The sequence below is a fragment of the uncultured Ferrimonas sp. genome (assembly GCF_947489035.1).
Lineage (GTDB): Bacteria > Pseudomonadota > Gammaproteobacteria > Enterobacterales > Shewanellaceae > Ferrimonas.
Map to the genome: position 1 here is coordinate 19,322 of NZ_CANLCI010000001.1, position 21,774 is coordinate 41,095.

The 21,774-nt window shown below is 55.4% G+C and carries 17 protein-coding genes; 8 read left to right on the forward strand and 9 right to left on the reverse strand.

Annotated elements, in window-relative coordinates:
• Positions 1-226: 226 nt before the first annotated feature.
• Positions 227-808, reverse strand: a complete 582-nt coding sequence (locus tag Q0796_RS00055) for an alkylphosphonate utilization protein (RefSeq protein WP_298438960.1) — start codon at positions 806-808, stop codon at positions 227-229.
• Between the two features lie 217 nt (positions 809-1,025).
• Here Q0796_RS00055 and Q0796_RS00060 point away from each other — a divergent pair, with 217 nt between their 5' ends.
• The gene (locus tag Q0796_RS00060) at positions 1,026-2,225 is read left to right on the forward strand and encodes an alginate export family protein (protein ID WP_298438962.1); all 1,200 of its coding nucleotides are present in this window, start codon (positions 1,026-1,028) and stop codon (positions 2,223-2,225) included.
• Positions 2,226-2,266: 41 nt separating this feature from the next.
• Here Q0796_RS00060 and Q0796_RS00065 read toward each other — a convergent pair whose 3' ends face one another.
• The gene (locus Q0796_RS00065) at positions 2,267-3,193 is read right to left on the reverse strand and encodes a LysR family transcriptional regulator (RefSeq protein ID WP_298438964.1); all 927 of its coding nucleotides are present in this window, start codon (positions 3,191-3,193) and stop codon (positions 2,267-2,269) included.
• An 82-nt stretch (positions 3,194-3,275) separates the two neighbouring features.
• Here Q0796_RS00065 and Q0796_RS00070 point away from each other — a divergent pair, with 82 nt between their 5' ends.
• The 3 genes from Q0796_RS00070 (at position 3,276) to Q0796_RS00080 (ending at position 5,698) form a co-directional block, all read left to right on the forward strand.
• Positions 3,276-3,761 carry an Mpo1-like protein gene (locus tag Q0796_RS00070; protein WP_298438966.1) on the forward strand — a complete coding sequence of 162 codons (486 nt, stop codon included), beginning with the start codon at positions 3,276-3,278 and terminating at the stop codon, positions 3,759-3,761.
• A gap of 114 nt (positions 3,762-3,875) precedes the next feature.
• A complete protein-coding gene (locus Q0796_RS00075; protein ID WP_298438968.1) occupies positions 3,876-5,015 on the forward strand; it encodes an iron-containing alcohol dehydrogenase in 1,140 nt (379 codons plus the stop codon).
• Between the two features lie 179 nt (positions 5,016-5,194).
• The gene (locus Q0796_RS00080; RefSeq protein WP_298438970.1) at positions 5,195-5,698 is read left to right on the forward strand and encodes an ACT domain-containing protein; all 504 of its coding nucleotides are present in this window, start codon (positions 5,195-5,197) and stop codon (positions 5,696-5,698) included.
• A gap of 140 nt (positions 5,699-5,838) precedes the next feature.
• Here Q0796_RS00080 and Q0796_RS00085 read toward each other — a convergent pair whose 3' ends face one another.
• Both Q0796_RS00085 and Q0796_RS00090 read right to left on the reverse strand, forming a co-directional pair.
• Entirely contained in the window at positions 5,839-7,368 is a 1,530-nt protein-coding gene (locus tag Q0796_RS00085) for a DUF3360 family protein (RefSeq protein ID WP_298438972.1), read from the reverse strand.
• 414 nt (positions 7,369-7,782) lie between these two features.
• A complete protein-coding gene (locus Q0796_RS00090) occupies positions 7,783-8,250 on the reverse strand; it encodes a hotdog fold domain-containing protein (RefSeq protein ID WP_298438974.1) in 468 nt (155 codons plus the stop codon).
• Between the two features lie 173 nt (positions 8,251-8,423).
• Between Q0796_RS00090 and Q0796_RS00095 the strand changes: the two genes are divergently transcribed.
• On the forward strand, positions 8,424-9,530 hold the full coding sequence (locus tag Q0796_RS00095; protein ID WP_298438976.1) for a succinylglutamate desuccinylase/aspartoacylase family protein: 1,107 nt from the start codon (positions 8,424-8,426) through the stop codon (positions 9,528-9,530).
• 299 nt (positions 9,531-9,829) lie between these two features.
• Here Q0796_RS00095 and Q0796_RS00100 read toward each other — a convergent pair whose 3' ends face one another.
• The 3 genes from Q0796_RS00100 to Q0796_RS00110 all read right to left on the reverse strand — a co-directional run bounded on the left by Q0796_RS00100 (position 9,830) and on the right by Q0796_RS00110 (position 11,636).
• Entirely contained in the window at positions 9,830-10,078 is a 249-nt protein-coding gene (locus Q0796_RS00100) for a DUF3297 family protein (protein WP_298438978.1), read from the reverse strand.
• Between the two features lie 255 nt (positions 10,079-10,333).
• Positions 10,334-11,119, reverse strand: coding sequence for a serine O-acetyltransferase (gene cysE, locus Q0796_RS00105; RefSeq protein WP_298438980.1), 786 nt, complete (start codon positions 11,117-11,119; stop codon positions 10,334-10,336).
• A gap of 100 nt (positions 11,120-11,219) precedes the next feature.
• Positions 11,220-11,636, reverse strand: a complete 417-nt coding sequence (locus Q0796_RS00110) for a CBS domain-containing protein (RefSeq protein ID WP_298438982.1) — start codon at positions 11,634-11,636, stop codon at positions 11,220-11,222.
• Positions 11,637-12,011: 375 nt separating this feature from the next.
• Here Q0796_RS00110 and Q0796_RS00115 point away from each other — a divergent pair, with 375 nt between their 5' ends.
• Positions 12,012-14,024, forward strand: a complete 2,013-nt coding sequence (locus Q0796_RS00115) for an autotransporter assembly complex family protein (RefSeq protein WP_298438984.1) — start codon at positions 12,012-12,014, stop codon at positions 14,022-14,024.
• Positions 14,021-17,785, forward strand: coding sequence for a translocation/assembly module TamB domain-containing protein (locus Q0796_RS00120; protein WP_298438986.1), 3,765 nt, complete (start codon positions 14,021-14,023; stop codon positions 17,783-17,785). The genes Q0796_RS00115 and Q0796_RS00120 overlap by 4 nt, the downstream gene beginning before the upstream one ends.
• On the opposite strand, the gene Q0796_RS00125 is transcribed toward Q0796_RS00120, so the two are convergent.
• Positions 17,782-18,192 (reverse strand): hypothetical protein, encoded by a 411-nt coding sequence (locus Q0796_RS00125; protein ID WP_298438988.1) that lies wholly within the window; start codon positions 18,190-18,192, stop codon positions 17,782-17,784. The two genes, Q0796_RS00120 and Q0796_RS00125, sit on opposite strands and share 4 nt — an antisense overlap.
• Positions 18,193-18,468: 276 nt before the next feature.
• On the opposite strand from Q0796_RS00125, the gene Q0796_RS00130 reads away from it, so the two are divergent.
• On the forward strand, positions 18,469-19,092 hold the full coding sequence (locus Q0796_RS00130; RefSeq protein WP_298438990.1) for a UPF0149 family protein: 624 nt from the start codon (positions 18,469-18,471) through the stop codon (positions 19,090-19,092).
• Positions 19,093-19,111: 19 nt separating this feature from the next.
• On the opposite strand, the gene Q0796_RS00135 is transcribed toward Q0796_RS00130, so the two are convergent.
• Positions 19,112-21,676 carry an EAL domain-containing protein gene (locus Q0796_RS00135; protein WP_298438992.1) on the reverse strand — a complete coding sequence of 855 codons (2,565 nt, stop codon included), beginning with the start codon at positions 21,674-21,676 and terminating at the stop codon, positions 19,112-19,114.
• Between the last annotated feature and the right edge of the window lie 98 nt (positions 21,677-21,774).

Here is a 21,774-nt window from a genome sequence, read left to right on the forward strand (position 1 = left end):
TAACCAACATTAAATGATTTATTTTTGAGCAGAAAAATAGCCATGAAATAGAAAAATACGCTCATTTTTAGCGCCCTTGGCTTGGTGAACGATGCCCCCCAGCGCCAACAGCGTTGAAAAAAGCACAGTACAATCCGTCCGTAGCGGTGCTGACTGAGGCACCAATGGCAACACTCAGGCACAAAAAAAGGAGGCCAATGGCCTCCCTTTTCGCTGCAACAGCCGATTACGATTTACGCACGTACTTCGACAAGATCACAATGCGTTGACCGTTAACGCGGCCTTCAATGTGTTCTGGGTTGTTGGTCAGCGAGATCCCGCGCACGGTGGTGCCGCGCTTCGCGGTGATGGAAGACCCCTTCACATCCAGATCTTTAATCAGGTAAACGTTGTCGCCACCGGCCAACTTAACGCCCAGCTCATCAACACAGGCTTCGCCCTGCTCAGCGGCCACTTTAGCCAACACGAAATCAGCCCAAGATTTGGTCTCTTCTTCCATGTAGATCATGTCCAGCAGATCCTGCGCCCAAGCTTCGCCGTTGCTTACCAGCATCGACAACTGACGGTACGCCATCACCTGTACCGCTGGCACTTGGCTCCACATGGCGTCGTTCAGACAGCGCCAGTGGTTGGCGTCCATGTTATCGGTGTCTTCGATCTGGGCGACACAAGTCGCACATACCAGTACCGCTTTATCGGAATCGGCGCCTGCTGATGGCGGCACGTCGTACACACTCAAATCGTTCTCAGCGGCACACAGTTCGCATTTGTTACCAGAGCGGTCGGTCAACGCTTTCAATAATGGCATGTTCGGGATCCTTAAAATTTTGACGCGGCATTATGCCGCAGCGTCGATTTAAAGAGAATAGTTGCCACCGACTATTACGCTGAAATGCAGGCCACATCGCGCTTTGCTGTGTTGGCTACTACCCTAAAGCGTGGTTTCAAGAGAGGAAAACAACCACAACGTTTCAAAGGTATCGCCATTTAACCGATATCGAGCGTCTTAGCTCATTGGAGGAGATATGAAAAAACTCAGTACCACCATCACCCTGCCGGTCATGGTTCTCACAGCTCTGCCAACATTGGCCTACGCCAGCACCGCCGCCGATCTTATCGACGATGGCGAGGTCAAACTGGATCTGCGCCTGCGCTATGAACACGTTGATCAAAGTAATGCGTTAAAAGACGCCGATGCGCTAACCCTACGCACTCGGCTTACCCTCACCAGCGGCAGCTACCGTGGCTTCAGCGGCTTACTTGAATTTGAAGATTCCCGCGAAGTGTTTGTGGATGATTACAACGATGGCTTGGGCTCCAACCCCAATTACTCCACCGTTGCCGATCCGGAAACCACCGAACTGGATCAGGCGTTTGTTCGCTATCAAAACGACGCAATGAACGCCACCCTTGGCCGCCAAGTATTGGTGCTGGATAACCAGCGTTACGTTGGCCATGTGGGCTGGCGCCAAGATCGGCAAACCTTTGATGCCGCCTCGTTGCATTGGCGCATCGCGCGCGGCGTGGTGCTGCAATACGCCTACATCAATCAGCGCAACCGCATTTTTGCCGACGAACGAGATGTGGATGCCAACGATCACCTGCTGAATGCCTCGGTCAATACTGATCTGGGTAAGATCAGCGGTTACGCCTACCTGCTGAGTGACGACGACAACAATGTTGATCACGACACCTACGGCATCCGCTTTGCGGGGAAGCGCCAAGCGGATCATCTGAACCTCAGCTATGCGCTGGAATACGCCATGCAAGACGCCGATAACAACAACGGCAGCTTCGATAGCGATTACTATCTGGTGGAAGCTGGGGTGGGCTGGCGCGGCCTTAACTTTAAAGGGGGCTTAGAGGTGCTGGGCTCCGACGGGGGCAATTACGGCTTTAGTACGCCATTGGCAACGTTGCATAAGTTCAACGGCTGGGCCGATCAGTTTCTTGCCACGCCCAACCAAGGGCTCGAGGATTACTACCTCGGCGTCAGCGGCAAAGCACTGCAAGGCACCTGGGGCGTGACTTACCACAACTTTGATGCCGAAAACGCCAGTGCCGGGGTGGACGATCTGGGCAGCGAATGGGATGTCAGCTACACCCACCCCTTTGCCAAACATTACGTGGCCGGGGTGAAGTTCGCCATGTACAACGCCGGTGATGCCGCCGCCGGCAAAGTCGATACCGACAAACTGTGGCTGTGGTTAGGCGCCAGCTTTTAACCACTACGCTGCCGTAGCGGGCAATGCCGACGCTGCCCCCGCTACGGCGCTAAGCGGACAATGCTGTCCAGCAACCAGCGGATCGCCGGTTCCTCCGAGTTAGCACGGCGCCAGTACAGCCGCACTGGCAAGGGTTCGCAGGCAAACGGCAACGGCACCACTTGCAGCGGCAGTTGCTGGCTTAATTGCCGCGCAAAACTCTGTGGCATCGTAAGCAGCAGATCCGTTTGAGCCACCACACTGGCGGCGGCGTAATAGGTTTCGCAATACAGGCGCACCTTACGTTTGCTGCCGATCCCCTCCATACGCTGCTCGACAAAGGTGCGTTCGCTCCGCTCCAGCGTCACCAGCACGTGGCCAGCGGCCACATAATCCGCCATGGTGATCTGGCCAGCATTAAGCTGCGGATGCTGCGGCCGCGCCACCACACACAGCGGTTCACTGCCGTAACGACGGCTGGCGATCTGCTCTGAAACGCTTTGCTCTATGTCCACCACCACATCCACGTTGCCATCACGCAGTTGCTGCTCTAATTCGCTGCCGCGTACCCGACTGGCGGCCAAATTGATGCCGGAGTCCAGCTGCTGCAACTGCGCCATTAACGGCGGTAGCAGCATCGCTTCTAACAGATCCCGAAAGCCCAGATGAAACTCCAGATCCGATTGCGCTGGGTCAAAGCTATCGCCGCTGCGTTGGCACAGCTGCAAACCGTCTAAAGCCATGCACACCTTGGGCAAAATATCGCGGCCATGGTGAGTCAACACCAGACCCCGCCCCTGCTTCACCAGCAGCGGATCCCCCACCTGCGTGCGTAACCGCCCCAAGGCATGGGACACCGCCGATTGGGTAAGATGCAGCTGCTGCGCGGCCGCCGAGGTCGAGCCGGATTCCGCCACCGCTCGAAAAACGCGGTAGAGATTAAGATCGACACGATGATCGGGCCGTGCCAATTGATGAATTTCAGTCATCTGTTTTGCTGAATTGTTGCCATTGGATTGTTAGATCAGGCTGACATAAAGTGTGAGCATTGTCACATTCAGAGTAAAGCCGATGTTCAATAAATCGATCCAGCAATGGCTAGACACCTACGGCGTGAGCCATCAAAACCCCACCAATAAAGCGATCCACTGGATCTGCGTGCCGGTGATTGTGTGGACGGTGCTGGCGTTGTTGTGGGGGCTGCAACTGCCGATGCAGCCACTCGTCAACGGCGCCACCGTATTGATGGTGATCAGCCTGCTGTTTTACTGGAAGCTCTCGCCGCCATTGGCGCTGGGGATGGTGCTGTTTAGTGCGCTGAATCTGTGGTTAATGCAGCTGCACGTGACGCACCTTGCTTGGCCGTTGTGGCAAACCGCGCTGGTGCTGTTTGTGGTGGCGTGGATCGGCCAGTTTATCGGCCACGTTATTGAAGGCGCCAAACCCAGCTTCTTTGAAGATGTGCAGTTTCTGCTGATTGGCCCGATCTGGCTATTGAGCTTTCTGTACCAAAAACTGGGGATCAACTACCTGCCCCGCAACACGGCAAAGCCATAGTGCACAATAAAGCACCGTAAAGTGGCCAAACGGGGCTTAGCCCTAGTAAGATGCGGCACAACTAGGCAAACTTAGAGTTTTCGCTCTACATTTGCGTAACGTCGGAGTCGCATCATGCAGTTTCAGTTTCAAAACCCCACCCGTATTCTGTTTGGCGAAGGCCAGATCAGCGAAATCAGCCAACAGATCCCAGCCGATGCCAAAGTGTTGGTGCTGTACGGGGGCGGTTCCATTAAGCGCAACGGCATTTACGCCCAAGTAGAGCAGGCGCTGCAACACCACCAGTGGTTAGAGTTTGATGGCATCGAGCCTAACCCAACCGTCGAAACCCTCGACAACGCGGTTAAGTTGGTTAAAGCCGAGCAGATCGACTTTTTGTTGGCGGTTGGTGGCGGTTCCGTCATTGATGGCACTAAGTACGTAGCGGCGGCGGCCAAATACCAAGGCTACGGCTGGGATATTCTGGATGGCAAAGCGCAGGTAACCGACGCCATGCCATTGGGCTGCATTCTTACCCTGCCCGCAACGGGATCGGAGTCCAATGCCGCAGCCGTGGTAACCCGCGTTGCCACCGCTGAAAAGAAAGCGTTCTTCAGTCCGCTGGTGTACCCGCAATTTGCGGTGCTGGATCCTACCGCCATGAGCACCCTGCCGGATCGCCAACTGCGTAACGGCATTGTTGATGCCTTTGTGCACATCTGCGAACAGTACCTTACCTTCCCTGCGGGCAACATGGTGCAAGACGGCTACGCTGAATCGCTGCTGCGTAACCTGATTGTGCTGGCGCAACAGTTTGACGATCGCCGCCAGCCCCAGTGGCAAGCCAACCTGATGTACACCGCCAACCAAGCGTTGAACGGGTTGATTGGCGCCGGGGTTGCCCACGACTGGGCCACCCACGCCATCGGCCACGAACTGACCACCCTGTATGGGTTGGATCACGCCCAAACCCTAGCGGTTGTGCAGCCAGCCTTGCTGCGTCAGCAGTACGTGCACAAGCACGACAAATTGGTGCAGATGGGCAAAAACGTCTTCGGCATTGACGGCAAAGACGCCGCACAGCAGTGCATCAACGCCATTGAAGCGCTGTACCGCGAATTAGGCGTTGGCACCAAGCTGGACGATTACGGCGTTAACCGCTTAGACGCCGTAGAGCAAGTTAGCGCGGCCCTAGCGGAGCACGGTCAATTGCCTCTGGGCGAGCACGGCCACATCGAATTGGCCGATTGCGAGCAGATCTTGCAGCGCGCCTAATTCGCGCTAACAGCGCAATCCAAACGGAGCCCAAGGGCTCCGTTTTTTATTGGGATCAATCCGCTCTTCTCGCTTCAATGCCAATCGCTCTGGTAAGACATACAGCCCCAGCGCCAACGGCTAAACTTAACCCTTACCGTATCTATCGGGTTGCGCGCGTTGGCGCCCAGGAGCATGGCATGGACACCACCACTTTCATCATCTGCGTTGATGGCCCCGATCAGCCGGGGATGCTGAATGCGTTATCGCACACCTTAACTCGCTACGATGGCTTATGGCTGACCAGCAAAGTGAATAACCTTGATGGCCGCTTTGCAGCGCTGATCCGCGCACAGGTGCCCAGCGAGCAGTTCGAACCACTGCAACAGGCGCTGTTGTCGTTGGAAAGCGTGCATCTGCGCCTGCATCCGGTTAGCGCCAGCCCCCCAAATGCACAGCAATACCGTTGGAACATTGAAAGCGACGATAAGCCATCGCTGGTGCAAGACATCACCACGGTGCTGCACAATCACGGCGCCAACATTGAGCAATTCAACAGCCACCATCTGGCCATTGCCGAATCGGGCATGACCGCCTTTTCTGCCGATCTGTTGATCAGCGCCGCCGCGAGTTTAGATCCGCTCACCATCCAACAAGAGCTCAAGGCTCAGCACGGCAACCTGATCATTCACCCGCAAAATTAACGGGGCCAGCAAACGCGCGATGACTCGGGTGCCGCTGCCGCATTATCACCCCGTACCGATCGAAAAAGGGCGTGCCATTGGCACGCCCTTTTGTCTGTTGCTTTGTGGCTACGTCAGCAGCACAGCCACAACGCTGAGCATTACAGCAGCGCTGGAATGCCCCATTTGCTTTCCAGCATGCCAACAGCCAGCATGGCAGCAAAACAGATCAGCAATACGGAACCAGGGATGATGATGCGATCCAGCTTAGACAGCTTGGCAGGACGCTCTTTGTCACCAATCAGACCGTTGTTATCCAACAGCATGGTCAGTGCCCAAGCCAATACTGGGTTGGTCACCGCCGCAGCGAAGACACAGATACCAGCAGCTTGTGCGTCTTTCTCGTCTTTGATCATCTGTACGCCAGCTTCCAGCAACGGCAGGAATACACCCACCAGCAGCGCTACGCGCATTACCGGAGGCCATACCGCTACGTCCATTGGCGAGCCCAAGATAGCAACCGCCATGGTCAGCAGGCCCAGCAGGATAGCGCCGCCTGGGATAGGACGTTTCGCGATGGCCGCAGGGATCATGTAAGTACCCCAAGAGGAAGTGATGTTACCACCACCCAGTGCCGTACCCACCATTTGGCGGATAGAACACATGGTCATGGTGTCATCTACGTCCATCAGCACTTTTTCGGTGCCTTTCGGGTAGTTCAACTCTTGGAAGATACGGTGACCCAAGAAGTCAGGCGACCACATTGCAACCGCCAAGATGGCAAACGGCAGCGACGCAATGAAGTGCTGCAGCGTCGGCAGACCCAGCATCCAACCTTCAGTGGTGGAACCCCACCAGAACATTGGGTTCAGGTTTGGAATGCCCATTTCGGTTTCAAAACGCAGATCGAAGCCAGCACCCAATGCCAACGCCAGTACCAGACCGGTGATGGCACAAGCTGGGATCGCCAACCAGCGCTTACCCATGCGAGCCAACAAGGCGTACAGCACGATAACCACTGCCAGTACCACCAAGCCAACGTAACCCATGTCGCCGGCAGCGCCGCCTTCAGGGATCAAGCCGTTAGACCAGTTCTGGATGTTGCCAATCATGCTCATTGAGCCGGTAAAGCCCAAGAACACCAACAGACCACCGGCCACGCCGTTGCCGGTTAGGTTCACCAAACGGGAACCGCCTTTAAAGTAAGACAGCAGCAAACCAAAAACACCCAGCAAAATCGCCAGCGCTAACGGGTGAGCACCCGCCAAAGCGATGGAACCGATCAGTGGGATCATTGGGCCGTGGTTACCGGCCAAGTTAGCGCGAGGGTTTACAAAACCGGACGCAATAACACAGAAAAACAGAGCAGGCAGCAGCATCTCTACGCGAGATACTTCAATGGCAAACTCTTTACCCAGTTGCACGTGATCCCACGCTTGGGTCAGGCCTTCGGCCCAAGACATCATTACCGCAGAGTACATCGCGATAATGCCGATAGTACCGGCAATAGCAGGAACCAGATCTTCCCACTCAAAGTTAAAGTCACGTCCTGGCAGGTTAAGGCCAAAGCGACGAGGCTTCATGATTTGCAGTTCGTGATCAAGATAGTCAGAACGAGTATCGAACTCGCTCGCCGGGCGATGCAGCTCGCGGTAAGACTTATCTTGAGTGTTGGTTGTTTGCTCAGTCATGGCAACAACTACTCCGTGTGATAAAAACAAAGTGGCGCTTTGGCACCGGATCAAGGTTAGCAAACCAGAATTGGCTAACCTTGGTTCGAGCCAGATACGCGGCACATTGTAAGCACTTTGCTTTTTTCTTCATGCTCGATCTGTCTCATTGAACGGCGTTTATGTTGAGACTGTGAACCAGATCCGAATTTGTCTTACCAATTGTCCAGAATGCCGGAAACCCGCGCCAACTCAGGCTCAATAAAGCAGAAGTAACAAAACATCAACAGCAATTTACGGCGTTTTGACGGAGTTAACGATTATGTGCATTTTGGTAAAAAGAGATGTTCGCTGCCGCTGCTGATTTTAACTTAAACAGAACATCAATAAGGCAGACGAAGCCACCGAGCGATGGCCGTCCCCCCACAGTGGCGCTTATTTCTTATCCTTTTCGCTGATCCACAATTTAATGGTTCCCGCCACCACCACCACGTCATTGCGATCGTAAGCGGTGACTTTCACCATCAGATCGCCGGGCTGCCAATCGCTGGCCGCCACCTCGGCCACACAGCGAATATCACTGCCTGCCTTAGCGGTGTAATCCAAGCTCATGCCCTTCGGGATCCAGCGTAAATGTTTGGGGATCGAAGCTTCCGCCATGGTGCCCATGGCCAGCTCAAGGCCATTGCAGATAGCAATAACGTGAACGGTGCCGATGTGATTTTCAATTTTGCGGCGCTTGGTCAGCAGCACTTGCGACTGGTGCGGCACAATGTCGATCACCGTAGCGCCTACGGTTTTGAAGTACGGCGCTTGGCGTGCAATCGCCATCGCCATCAGCTTGCCGCCAAATGGCATCGACTTCAGCTTGCCCCACATCTTCAGTACATAGTTGTTTTCCATAACTCGCTTGTGTCCTTATGCTGTTGTTCCTGCAGACTAAAAGGTGATTAAGATCACAATTGCCACTATAACAACATCTAGAGTTTTAACACTAACCTCGGTGAACGTAAGTAGCACTGCGAGGCGGGATCGCAGTTGTTATGATGGGCCTTTAACCAAGAGGAACATGATTGATGCAGATGGTGGTTTCAGATCGGGTGGTTGGCCAGCAACCCAATGGCGAACGCGCCACCGTGCCGGTGATCCAATTCAGTAACGGTACTGGCCCCAAGGTCTACATTCAGGCCAACATTCACGGCGCCGAGATCCAAGGTAACGCCGTGATTGAACGCTTTCTTAGCCTCTGCCGCACTCACCCACCCCAAGGCCAGTTCACCATCGTGCCGATGGCCAACCCCATCGGCATCAATCAAAAAAGCGGCGAATTCACCTTGGGTCGCTTTGATCCCATCAGTGGCGACAACTGGAACCGTCAGTACCACTTTAATGGCGACGCCATCGCCCCCTTTGCCCAGCAACAACGACATGCCTCGGATCAGCAGGTAAAAGCAGCCTTTACGGAACTGCTGCAACAGCAACTGCAGGCGCGCCTGCAAACCCCGTGGGGGCTGAAAACCGGCCAACGGATGGCGCTCAGCCTGCAGCAACTGGCCACCGACGCCGACATCGTGCTGGATCTGCACACCGGCCCGGTGTCGGATCGCCACCTTTATGTGCCAGAGTTTGCCCGCGCCCAAGCCAAGCGTTTTAACATTCCGCTGAACATCATCATGCCCGCGGATTTTGGCGGCGCCTTAGATGAAGCCGCCTTTAGCCCGTGGTGGCAGCTCAGCCAAGCCTTTGCCGCCCTAGGCCGTGATTTCCCCATCGCCGTTAACGCCTTTACCCTAGAGCTGGGCTCGCAAGAGCACCTTGATCCCCACCAAGCCGAACAAGATGCCTTGGGGATCGCCAGTTACTTAGAGCAACACGGCTGCTGGGCGGATGGCAGCCACCACCCCACGCCGGTAACCCAGCACGCCTGCTTGTTGCAGGATTATCGGGCACTGTACAGCCCCAGCGGTGGCCAAGTGGAATACCTTGGTCAGCTGGGCACGCCATTACCCCAAGGCCAAGCCATTGCGCGGATCTGGCATTACCATAAGCTCGGCCAAGACACCCCACTGTTTGAAGAGATCACCCTGCCCTGCGATGCCATTCCGGTACTGCATTTTGCCAGTGCCAACGCCCAGCAAGGCACCGAACTGTATAAAGTACTGACCAACACATTCGAGCTGTAACGCGGCGCACTATTGTGGCTGGATGTGGGTTTAGATGTGTTGATGTAGCGTAGGCTGGCGCTGGTCGCAGCAGAGGGCTTGTAACAGAGGGCTTGAGTAACGCTGAAACCTTCAAGCATCGTTGATGGCTTAAGTATCGCTGAAGACTTAAGTCGCGCTGAAGGCTCTGCGAGGTCGCGCGGGCTGGAAAGCAAGAACAGGAAACAAAAAGAAGAGGCGGTGCGGGTAAGCGTTGAATATTCAACACATAAAGCTTAACCAGATTAAACTCTATGTGTTGAGGCTAAGTCGGCAACAACTTAGATGTAGTAGGCTTCTACAGTGCCTTTTAGGGTGATCAGCATTGGCTGGCCACGGCGATCTAACGAACGCGGCGATGGAATTTTAACCCAACCTTCGCTGATGCAGTATTCTTCAACATCATCGCGCTCTTTGCCATTCAATCGAATACCAATTGGGTGTTCGAAGCACTCCGCCACGTGATGTGGGCTGCGCGGGTTACCCGCTAAATGATCCGGTAAAGCTGGCTTTGAGTTAGTGTCGCTCATGTTCATGACCTGAAGTAAATAAAAACAGCGCCATTGTAGACAATGCCAGCCCAGCGCTCAAGCGTGGCAAGGGCGATTCCATCGGCACTGTGATGGCGGTTACAGCTTGATGGCACAACGGCTGCGCCACGCTGATCGGTCGCTCGGTGATTACTGAAATTTCCCCGTTAATTTCCCAGCGGCGGAGCTGCATTAAGACAAAATAAAAGGAGCCTTTCGGCTCCTTATGGATTGCGGCGTCTGCCCCGTTAGGCACTAGATGCCATCAGACAGAAAGTTCTGATCCATGGTTTCGCATGGGGTGGCGCAATCGGGCTTGCCCACAATGCGAGCAGGAATGCCAACCACGGTAACGTGGGGCGGGATCGCATCAAGCACCACCGAGCCCGCCCCCACCTTGGCGCCTTCGCCCACTTCAATGTTACCCAGTACCTTGGCGCCCGCACCAATCATAACCCCAGAGCGGATCTTTGGGTGGCGATCGCCGGATTCATTACCTGTACCGCCCAAGGTGACCGACTGCAAAATCGACACGTTGTCTTCAATCACCGCGGTTTCACCCACCACAATGCCGGTGGCGTGATCGAACATCACCCCTTTGCCAATTTGCGCGGCGGGGTGGATATCCAAACCAAACACTTCCGAGTTACGGCTTTGAATGAACAGCGCCAACGATTCGCGGCCGCTGCGCCACAGGTAGTGGGCAAAGCGATGCACCTGCAACGACTGAAAGCCCTTCAGGTACAGCAAAATGGTGAGCTGTTTTTTAATGGCGGGATCGCGATGAAACACCGCATTAATATCGTGGGCCGCATTGCCGATGATCTCTGGCTCGGCACCATAGGCTTCTTCAAGCAGCTCTCGCACCACCGCCGATGACATCACTTCATCAGAGATCTTATTGGAGAGGATAAAGCTCAACGCACTGCCGAGACTTTTATGGCTCAGAATGCAGGTGTGCACGTAGCTGGTCAGCAGCGGTTCATTTTGCGTTACGACTTTAGCTTCGTCGCGAAGCTGCGCCCAGACTTGGTCTTTCATGCCTTGTTCCCTAAGCGAGGTATATCCGCCGATTCTAACAAAAAAGCGCAATGGCATTCATTGCTAAATGCCGATTGCGCTTAGTGAATATTTGAATGGTTTAAGCCGTATTGCGATAGCACTGTTTCATGTGGGTATTCAGCGCATGCAACACACGGCTGCGATTGATCATGCCGATTAGGCGGCCATTCTCAACCACCGGATAAATTTTCGGCTTTAACTGCAGCATCTGCTCCGCCAGCGTTAACACCGAATCGTCGGCGCTTACGGTGACCACATCCGTCCGCATCACATCGCCGACGTTATCGTGCAGATCGCAGTGATAGGTGCTTTTTAGCATCACCCCAAGCAGCTCTTGCTCCGACACAAAACCGATCACGCCGTGTTGCTCATTCACCACCGGTGCACCGGTCTGATTGGCTTGCAATAGGGTTTCGACAGCACTGTCGAGGGACATCTGTGCCGTTAAGGCCACAGGGTGTTTGGTCATGTAATCCCGAACTTTTACCGACTCCATTGCGTACCTCTTTCTGGGTTATTTGCTGATCAACCTAGTGGCTAACCGTTTGACTAACCATAGTGCCATTGCCGCAAAAGTTCTCGGTAAGAAAGTCGATTGCAGTAAGCGGGTTTTTATCGAATTATCTAATTTAGCAGCCCTTCTCCGTCACGCCGCCGCACAAATCGCGGCGGCAATGGCATGAACCTAGGCTGTGCAGGCTGCACGCGAGCTCAATCCACTTCGCCCTGCCACAAGCCGCCGGTGGCGCTGGTGCGCCGTCGATTGTCTGCCCACCCAAGGATCCGTCGAGATTTAGTTACAATTAACCGCTGTGGTTGTTTGCTCGTAACCAATAACCCCTTAAAATAATGATGTTACTCAAATTTCCCATTGAGTTTTGGCTTTGATAACGGCGTGACTGCCGCGGATCTGGCCTTGGTCGTTCCGTTAGTAGGAGTACGCTGTTTGCTGCATTGTCGCCGAATCACCCTATTGCTGCTGGCTGTTGCCTGCAGCGGCGTGTGCGCCAGCGATGAACAACCGGCCGCGTCGCCCCTGCCGGCGTTAACTCAACTGGGCAGCAACACCATCACCGCAGCCGAAACCGCAGTGCTGACCCCCATCAAACGGGTGGTTGAAAAAAGCGAACGGATCGCCAGCAGTGCCGAACACAGCGGCAAGCAATTGGGCGACCGAGTCAAACAGCGGCTAACCCCAGAGCAACACAGCCTAGAGCTCACTCTGATTGGGGTTGATGGTGCCCTGCGCGACAACATTAACGCCTACCTAAGCCAGCTGCCGCAAACCCCAGCCGAACGCGCCACCTACCTGTTTACCTTTGAAGATAAAGTGCAAAAAGCGATGCACGCCTTGGGCTACTACCACGGCAGCGTCACCCCAGTGCTGCAACGCGATCAGCAGCCGTGGCAGCTGCAACTGACCATCGATCCCGGCCAGCCGGTTCGCTATCAGCAGGTGCAGGTTGATGTGCAAGGCCAAGCCGAGACGGATCCGGCTTTTACCCAGCGGCTGGCACAAGTGGCCATCAAGCCCGGCGACGTGGTTAATCACGGCGACTACGAACGGCTGAAAACCGACTTAATCAGCCTTGGGCTGCTGCGTGGCTACTTTGATGGCAGCATGGTGCAGCAACAGATCGGCATCGACCGTCAGCAACAGCAAGCCGAACTGCAACTGGTGTACGACAGCAAGCAGCGTTACACCTTTGGCGAAGTGGATTTTCTGGGCTCGGATCTCGATCAAGATGTGTTGCAGTCGATGGTGCCTTTTAACCGCCATCAGCCCTACCATAACGACCAAGTCAGCGAACTGACCGGCACCTTACTGAGCGTCGGCTACTTCAAAGACGTAAAGGTGCTGCCCCAGCCGCAGCAGGAGTTAGCCGCAACGGTGCCGATTGAAGTGCAGCTAACCCCAGCCCCCAGCCACTCCTATGAACTGGGTGCAGGCTACGCCACCGACACCAAAGCACGGGTTTCGATAACCTGGCGTACGCCGCAAATTAACCGCCGGGGTCATTCCCAAGAAACCCGCTTGGAAATTTCGAAAAGCAACCCAGAGCTGTCGTTTGAATATCGCATTCCGCTGGAGCACCCGCTGAACGATCTGCTGCAATTTGGCAGCAGCTTCGGCAAAGAGGAGTTTGGCGATCTGGAAAGCACGCTGATCCAAGCCAGCGTCTCCCGTAAAACGGTGTACACCAACAGCTGGACCCGCCGCTATTACCTGCGTTACCTCAACGAAGAGTGGCAACAAGCGGGGCAGCAGCAAACCGCCGACTACCTTTTCCCCGGCATCAGTTTCAGTAAAACCCGACGCCACGGCCCGGCGCTGGATCCCAGCAGTGGCTTTCGCCAACTCTACACGGTGGAATACGGCACCCCGCTCGATAGCGAAGCCAAAAGCACCACCCGCCTGCGTGGCCAGTGGCGCTGGGTGGCCTCTCCCTTTGACCGCCATCGCGTAACCAGCCGCCTTGATGCGGGTCTTAATCTGGTCAGCGACAGCGCCGCACAACAATTGGCGCCGTCGCTGCGCTTCTTTGCCGGTGGCGACCAAACCGTGCGCGGCTTTGAATACCAATCGCTGGCGCCAACCATTAACAACAATGGCGTAGAGCAAGTGGTCGGGGGGCGTTTCTTTGGTGCCGCCAGCGTTGAATACCAATATTACCTGTCCAATAAGTGGCGCTTAGCCACCTTTGCCGATGCCGGTAACGCCTTTGACGAACGCGATAAAAAAGCGATTGAGTGGGCCTATTCCGTCGGGCTGGGGCTGCACTGGATCTCGCCCATCGGCCCCGTGCGCGCTGATGTTGGTTATGGCTTAAGCGAACAAGACGCGCCAATACGGCTGCACATCACCATTGGGGCCGAGCTATGATCCGCGCTTGGTTGTTCCGCTTTAGCCTAATTCCGGTATCACTGTTGGTGGTGCTGGCCCTGTTGCTGGGCACCCCCTTTGGCACCCGAGTGCTGTTTATCGGCTTGGATCAACTGCCGATCCTCTCGGTCAGTTACCAATCGGGGTCGGTCAGCCGTGGCTTTGCCGTCAAGGGGTTCGAGCTTACCCTGCCCAGCGTTACCGTGCGCGTGGCGCAGGCCAAGTTGCAGTGGCGCCTTGGCTGCTTTTTAGATCGGCGCCTGTGCGCGGAACAACTGCAGGCCAGCGGCATCGAGGTTATCGTGCCGCGGCGTGCTGCCACCGCTCAACCGAAGCCGCCAGAAACCGATCCGCGGCCGCCCTTGGCCGCCGGAGCCTACCGTGGCCTGCCCTTGCCGTTTCGAATTGAAGTACAGCAAGCGCAGCTGGCCAACATTAAGGTGATGGTGGGCCGCATTGAGATCAGCGCCGAACGCCTTGATGGGGTGGTGATCCTAGATAACACACGCTTATGGTTGGATCGCACCCAACTGGATGGCTTGCAGTTTGTGCTGCCGCCAACAGAGGCAGCACAACCTGCCGTTGCCTCTAACGCCGCGGCCACCCCCACAACCAACCGCCCGGGGCCACTGGCGCAGCTGCCCACGGTGGATCTGCCCTTTGCCATCGACATTGACGACATCCGCGTCAATGGCGGCCTGATCCAAACCGGCCGCTTGGTGCAACACTTTGCCCATTTATCGCTGCAAGGCCATTGGCACCATCGCGCCTTGGCAATCAAGCAGTTCGAACTGGATCACGACTGGGGCAACTTGGTCGGCAGTGCCAGCCTCCGCTTTGAACAAGCCTACCCGATTGATGCCAGTCTGAGCGGCACCCTTGGGGTGTTGCCTTGGGCGCCACAACTGCAAGGCTTGGCGGTCGAAGCACAGCTAAGCAACAGTTTGCAGCAGCTTGATGTTGCCATCAGCAGCCAAGGCGGCTGGCAAGGGCTACTGCAAGGCAACATCGACTTTAGCCAAGCGTCACTGCCTTATCACGCCAACTTAGTGGCCGAATCCGTTCGTTGGCCGCTGCGTGGCGACGCCAAGTACCAAGGGCAAAATGTGGTGCTGCGCAGCCACGGCACCTTAACCCAGCAGCAACTGCAAGGCAGCGGCACGGTGTTATTGGCCGGTTACCCTCAGGCCGAGCTGCTGCTCAGTGCCGAACATCAACAGGGGCTGATCACGCTCAAGCAGGCCGAGATCAGCGGCGGCATGGGCCAAGCCAGCGGCCGCGGCCAATTGGATCTGCGCGATGGCATCGGTTGGGATCTGGGGCTGTTCAGCCGTGGCATCGATCTGGCGAAGTTCGACCCAAAGTTGGCGTTGCAGCTGAACGGCAGCGTGGCCTCCAGCGGCCATTATCGCAATAACGAACAGTGGCAGCTTGGCTTGCAACAAGCGGATCTGTCTGGCCAGTGGCAACAGTACCCACTGCAACTGCAAGGCAGCGGCCAGTTAGACTCCCAATGGCAAGGACAGGCACAACAGATGCAACTGCAACTCAACGGTGCCAGCTTAACCGTGGATGGCGGCTTAACGGATCAACAGTGGGATCTGCGGGCTCAGTTGCAGGGACAACAACTGCACAACTGGCTGCCGCAACTGGCGGGCAGCGTCAGCGCCGACGTAACCATCAGCGGCCACCACGACAACCCCCAGATCCACCTCAACGGCCGCAGCCCGGCGCTGCAGTTGGCTGACACCCAGTTCCGCCAGATGGCGTTAACACTGGATTATCAGCCCAAGCAGCAACAACAGCTGCAAGGCCAATTGCAGCTGGCCAGCCTAACTCAAAACCACACGGAGATTGGCGCCGTTAACGCCCACTTGCGCGGCGATAACCAGCGCCAAGAGCTGCAGCTAGAGATCAGCGGCAACAGCGAATTGAGCCTTGGCATTGGCGGCAACTACTACCCCGATAAACAGCAGTGGCTGGGGGGGATCTTTAATGCCCGCGGCCGCTATAACGATTGGGATCTGCAGCTCAATCACCTTGCCGGGGTTCGTTTTGATCTCGCCCGAAAAGAAGCGATTGTCGAGCAGCACTGTTGGCTGACCCGCGGCACCGAGATCTGCTCGCGAGGGCCGTCGTTGATCGGTCAACGAGGCGCCATGGCGTGGGATCTCAGCGCCGATCTGGCCCAGTTGTTGGCGCCGTTGATCCCGCCTCGGATCACCTTACAAAGCCAACTCTCTGGCCAGTTGGCGCTGAACTGGAGCCCTACCCAAGCAGCGGTGTTTAACTTTAATTTCAACGACGATAACGGCCAGTTGCTGCTCAAACGCGGCATTGGCGTGGCCGACAGCGCCATCCGCTGGCAACGCTCCGCCAGCCACTTACAACTGCAAGCCAATAAGCTGCTGATCGACACCGAATTTCAGCTCAATGATCAGCAAAAGATGAGCCTAAGTGCCGACTTAGGCCGCCAAGCGCCCTACCCGTTAAGCGGTAACTTTAACGCCAACAATCTGGATCTGGCGCCGCTGTTAGCGTGGTTTCGAGAACTGGCCGATGCTCGGGTTCTATTGGATGGCGATATCGCGTTGGCCGGCGAACTGCTGTCGCCACTGCTGACGGGGCAGTTACGCCTCAGTCAGGGGCAAATCGAAGCGCTGAGTAACCCCACCGAACTGTCACAGCTTAACGCCAGCGTCGATTTTAATGGCGATCACGCCACCTATAGTGGCACCAGCAAAGTGGGCAGTGGCGACGCCAACCTTGATGGCAAACTGTATTGGCTGCACGGCTTTGCCGCAGAAGCCAAGATCAATGGCCAGCAACTGGATCTGCTCTACCCACCGATGGTGCAAGTCAGTGCCTCGCCGCAGCTGCACCTGATCTGGACCCCAATGCTGCTGAGTTTAACCGGCGACATCGCCGTTGAGCACGGCTCGTTTAAGGTCAGCTCTCTGCCCAAAGGGGCGGTAACCGTCAGTGATGATGTGATCTATCTGGATAACCTTGATCAACAGCAGCGCCAACAGAATCAACGCACCACCTTGGATCTTAAGGTGAGGATTGCGCCGCAGCTGCAAATTGACGCGCTGGGGCTCGGCGGCAACATCGGCGGCGATCTGCAAGTGCGGCAACTGCCCACCCAACCGGTGCAGATCTACGGCGCCTTAGCCTTACGCAATGGCCAGTTTGAAGCCTACGGCCAGCGGCTGAGCATCAACCGTGGCCAAGTGATTTTTAACGGCCCACCCAGCCTGCCCAATCTGGATGTGGAAGCCACCCGCACCATTGATAGCGAAGATCTTACCGTTGGGGTGCGCTTAGGCGGGGTGCCGAAAGCCCCGAAGCTGACCCTGTTTGCCAACCGTGCGATGGAACAGCAAGAGATCCTCTCTTATCTGATCCGTGGCCAAGGCTTAAGCTCTGATGGCAACAGCTCGTTGTGGGCCACCGCAGCGTTAAGCGTGGGCGTGGGCACCACAGGCGGCTTAGTAACCGCCATTGGCGAAGAGTTAGGGCTACGAGACGTGAAGCTGGATGCCGAAGGCAGCGGCGACGACACCCAAGTAACCGTGAGTGGCTACATTGGCGACAAACTGTACGTGAAGTACGGGGTGGATGTGTTTGGTGAAGGGTTGTCAGAGCTGACCGTGCGCTACTACTTATTGCAGCGACTGTGGCTGGAAGGGGTCAGCGCCATCTCCAAAGAAGAGGATGAACGGTCGCTCGACATCTATTACCTGTTTGAAATTGATTAGCCAAACAGTTGCGACAGCGAATTGGCCAGATAGCGACTGAACATGTTCATGCCAAACACAATGTAGATGTAGCTTAATACGCCGCCGGTCAGCACCACGGTCCAGGCGTAAAAAGACACTTCGCTGGCGCTCCAGATGCAGCGTAATAACAGCAGAACCGTGGTCGGCAGAGCCACCACGGCGGACACCAGAAACATCACCAGCATCGAGGTGCCACGCAAGGTTTCGTAACTGATCCCGTGCTCATGAATGCTTGGCATGTACGCGTTTAAATAGAAGCATCCGGCCATAAAACAGGTCACAGCCAAACACAGCAACAGGGCAAAGACCCCATTAACAACCTTATCGCCGTGAATGGTCGGAGTACCATGAACGGCCTGAACACCAGCAGAGACGACGGTTTCCATAACTTCACTTGCAGCCGACTGTTTTCATCTATTTGCAGTGTGTGAAATAGCGCGCGATTCCGCAAAAAAAAAGATCTGAAATTAGGCCGAATCGACACTTTTCAGATCAAGTTAACCTGCTGTTACTAAAAGGCTAACTAGGTCACACTATCCAACGATGTTTTGTCATTTAGATCTCAACAGCAAAGTTGATCTGGCTCACGCTAGTGGCAGCACTGACTGCTAAAGATGTCATTTTCTGCAATGCTTAACCGGTCACTCATTAGAAGCGCCCCCATGAAGAACAAATTATCCAAATCCGAGCAGCAACGCCTTATTCACGTCCTCGACGACGCGGCCCAACATGGTGGCCTGAACTTCTGGCAGAGTCAGGGTTTCCTTACCCACCTGCACTGCTACCCAAAGAGTTTGGATCCCAGCGGCTGGAGCTGCGCCATCGCAGCGATGGCGCCAAGCAAATCGCACTGGCCCTTTGATGAAAAAGAGATGGATTTATTGTTTGTGCTGTTTAACCAACTGCACCAGCAACTGCACGAAAAACAGCAGCTGCTGCCAACCGCCTTGGATGAAGCGATTGAGCTACTGGCTCAACGCCAGCTTACCCAGCCACTGCGTAACTGGTGCGCCGGGTTTGTTTATGGGTTCCGCTTTTTGCAGGAGCAATGGCAGCAGCACCTTAACGAGGAAGCCTTGCAGGATTTGGATGAATGCGTGGCCTTTATCGGCTACCTAGCCACCTTGGGATCCGACGAACCCCACGCGCTGGCATGGCGTAATGCCACAAAAGAAGTCGCCGATGCCGCAAACAGCGACGAGCCACAACCGACCCCAGCGCAGCTGCTGGCCACCTTTGAGCAAGCATTAACCTACTGTTGGCAGCAACAAGCTAACGGCCAATAGGCCGCGGCTTCGACTTAGGTTAGTCGGTTGGCGTTTGTTTGTTGTTGGTTGGCGCCGTTCGCGCGGCGCCATTGGGCTGCGGTTGGCTCCGCCCCTGGCCAGTGTTATTCGCTGTTACCACCGCGGGCTGACCACGGCCTACGCCGTCTTTAAAATACACCTTCGCCTTCGCTTTGGCTTTTTGCGGCGACAGCGCGGTCGAGCCGTTCGTCACACTCGGCGCCGTCTTACCGGCCACCAAATCAATAAACTCCTGCTCTGGCATCGGTTTAAAGAACAGAAAACCTTGGGCGTATTCGCAATCGAGTTGGTTCAGCACCTGACACTGCTGCTCGGTTTCAATCCCTTCGGCGGTGATCTCAATCCCCAGTTGCTTGGCAAAGCCAAAGATCGATTCCACCACCGGCTTGCCCCGCCCCTCGCCCACCAATTGTTCGGTAAAGCTTTTATCGATTTTCAGATGCTTGATCGGCAGATCAATCAAACTTTGCAGGTTCGAGGCCCCAGTGCCGAAATCATCAATGGCAAGGCTGATCCCCAGTTGTTCAAGCAGGGTGATTGATTCGAAAATTCCCGAGTCGCTTTGCAGCAAACTGTATTCGGTGATCTCCACTTCCAGCTCGTGTGGCCGCAGCTGATAGCGCCGCGCCACTTGGCGCATATAACGGCGAAACTCTTCTCGACCAAAATGTTTCGCCGACACATTCACCGCGATCTTCAACGCCACGTTACGCTGACGCAAAGCCACGATTAAGCGGCATACAGCATTGATCATGTACTGATCGATGTAGTGGATAATGTCGGCGCGTTCCGCCATGGGGATAAAATCCGCCGGCGAGATCCAGCCGTCTTTATCGCGCCAGCGCACCAAGGCTTCGCCACCAATGATGCTGCGATCCCGTAACCGCAATTTGGGGTGGATATACAACAGCAACTGTTGCTGACCAATGGCGTTATGCAGCCGTAACAAGGTGCGGTTTTGCAGCGAGTGCTGACGAAACTCTTCATCGTTGATGTTGTGCACCATCCCCAAGCCACGCTCTTGCGCCACATCCAACGCGGTTAAACAGCGCTGCAAACCGGCCGAGAACTTATGGGTGTGGACCAAACGGACGTAGCCACAAGAGACGCTAAACCGCACCGCTTTGCCGCCAATGGCCATCGATCGCATCATCGAGTGGCGCGTCAATTGATGGCAAACATTACGGGGATCTTCCTGCTCTTGTTGCAGTGGGTAAGCGATAAGGTAGCGTTCGCGGGCGATGCGACCGCAAAAGCCGCCTCTTGGGGCTAACCGTTTTAAATTGGCGGCCACATAGTGGGTAAGCCGATCGGAGATCTCCAAACCGAAGGAGATATTGATGTCCCGCAAGCGGTCGATGCCAATCGCCACCATGACCCACAATTCGGCATTGGCGCCAGCTAACGACAACTGGTGCCAGTACTGCTCTAACCCCGCCTGATTCAAAATGCCGCTGTGATCATAAAACGCCTGCTTCCGCAGCTGTTGCTCGGCATGCACCTGAGCACTGCGATCTTGCAAAAACAGCTGCTGCCGACAGCCATCTAGATCCACCCGCAGTTCCACTTGCACATGCAGTTGGCGCTTGCTGCCATCGGGATGACAGTAAACCCAATCAAAGCTCTGGCATTCCGTTAAGCGCTGCTCTTGCGGCAGCAGTTCGTGCAGTTTGTGCCGTTGCAGGGCTGCTACGTCAGTAAACCCCAAGATCTGTGCTGCCCGATCGTTGGCAAATTCAATGGTGCCACGGCTTTCAACCAGCAAAACCCCATCGGTGATGTTGTCGTACATGGTTTTTAGCTGCTCAGCATGGCGTAACGCCCGCCGCTCGCTGTCGGTAAGCTCGATAAACAGTTGCTGCAGTTTGCCATCAATCAGCTTGAACTCGTGCCAGCCGACATTAAGTAACGGACTGGTACGGCGGTATAAGCGAAAGTCATCAATGATGCGAACTTGCCGACGGATTGGGCGGGCGATGGTAAAGAAAAACAGCACCGTGATGAGCAGCGTCAGCACCGTGGTTAAGACAAACCACAGTTGCTGCATCTGGTCATACAGCGATTGCGCCAGTGGCGTCATCAACGGCGACGGCGCGATTTGCGCCAACAGTAAGATGGGCGCGCCTTGATCGGACTCGAGCTGCCCTAACCAAAAGCTGTTATTACCCAGCTGATGCAAGCCAGATTCTTTATCGTTGCGCCAATGATCCACATGCTGGGCGACATCGATGGGCAACAGCGAGATATGATTGCCAATGTCGTTGCGATCGCTGCCGAACAACACCAAGCCACTGCGATTGATCAGCCACAGTTGCTCAACAGCCTGCTGCTGAGCCAGCTGAGTCAGGGCGACATCAACCTGTTGCGGCTCGGCACTGAGCATCTGGGCAAGATGAGTTTGGTGTTCACTCAGCTGCTGCTGAGTTTGTTGCAGATGCAGCTCTTGCCAGTAGCGTTGCCATAAGGGCCGTAAACTAAAGTGGTCGAGCCCAAGCTGCACCACCAACAGTAACGCCAGCAAGCACAAAGGCAACCACACCAGCCGCACGGATCGCTTAGCCAAGAGCACAACACGCAGTAGCAATAACAACCGGATCAGACATTCACGCACATCCTTATGCAAAATGAACAGGCTGATAACACTATAGTTGTCGAATGCTG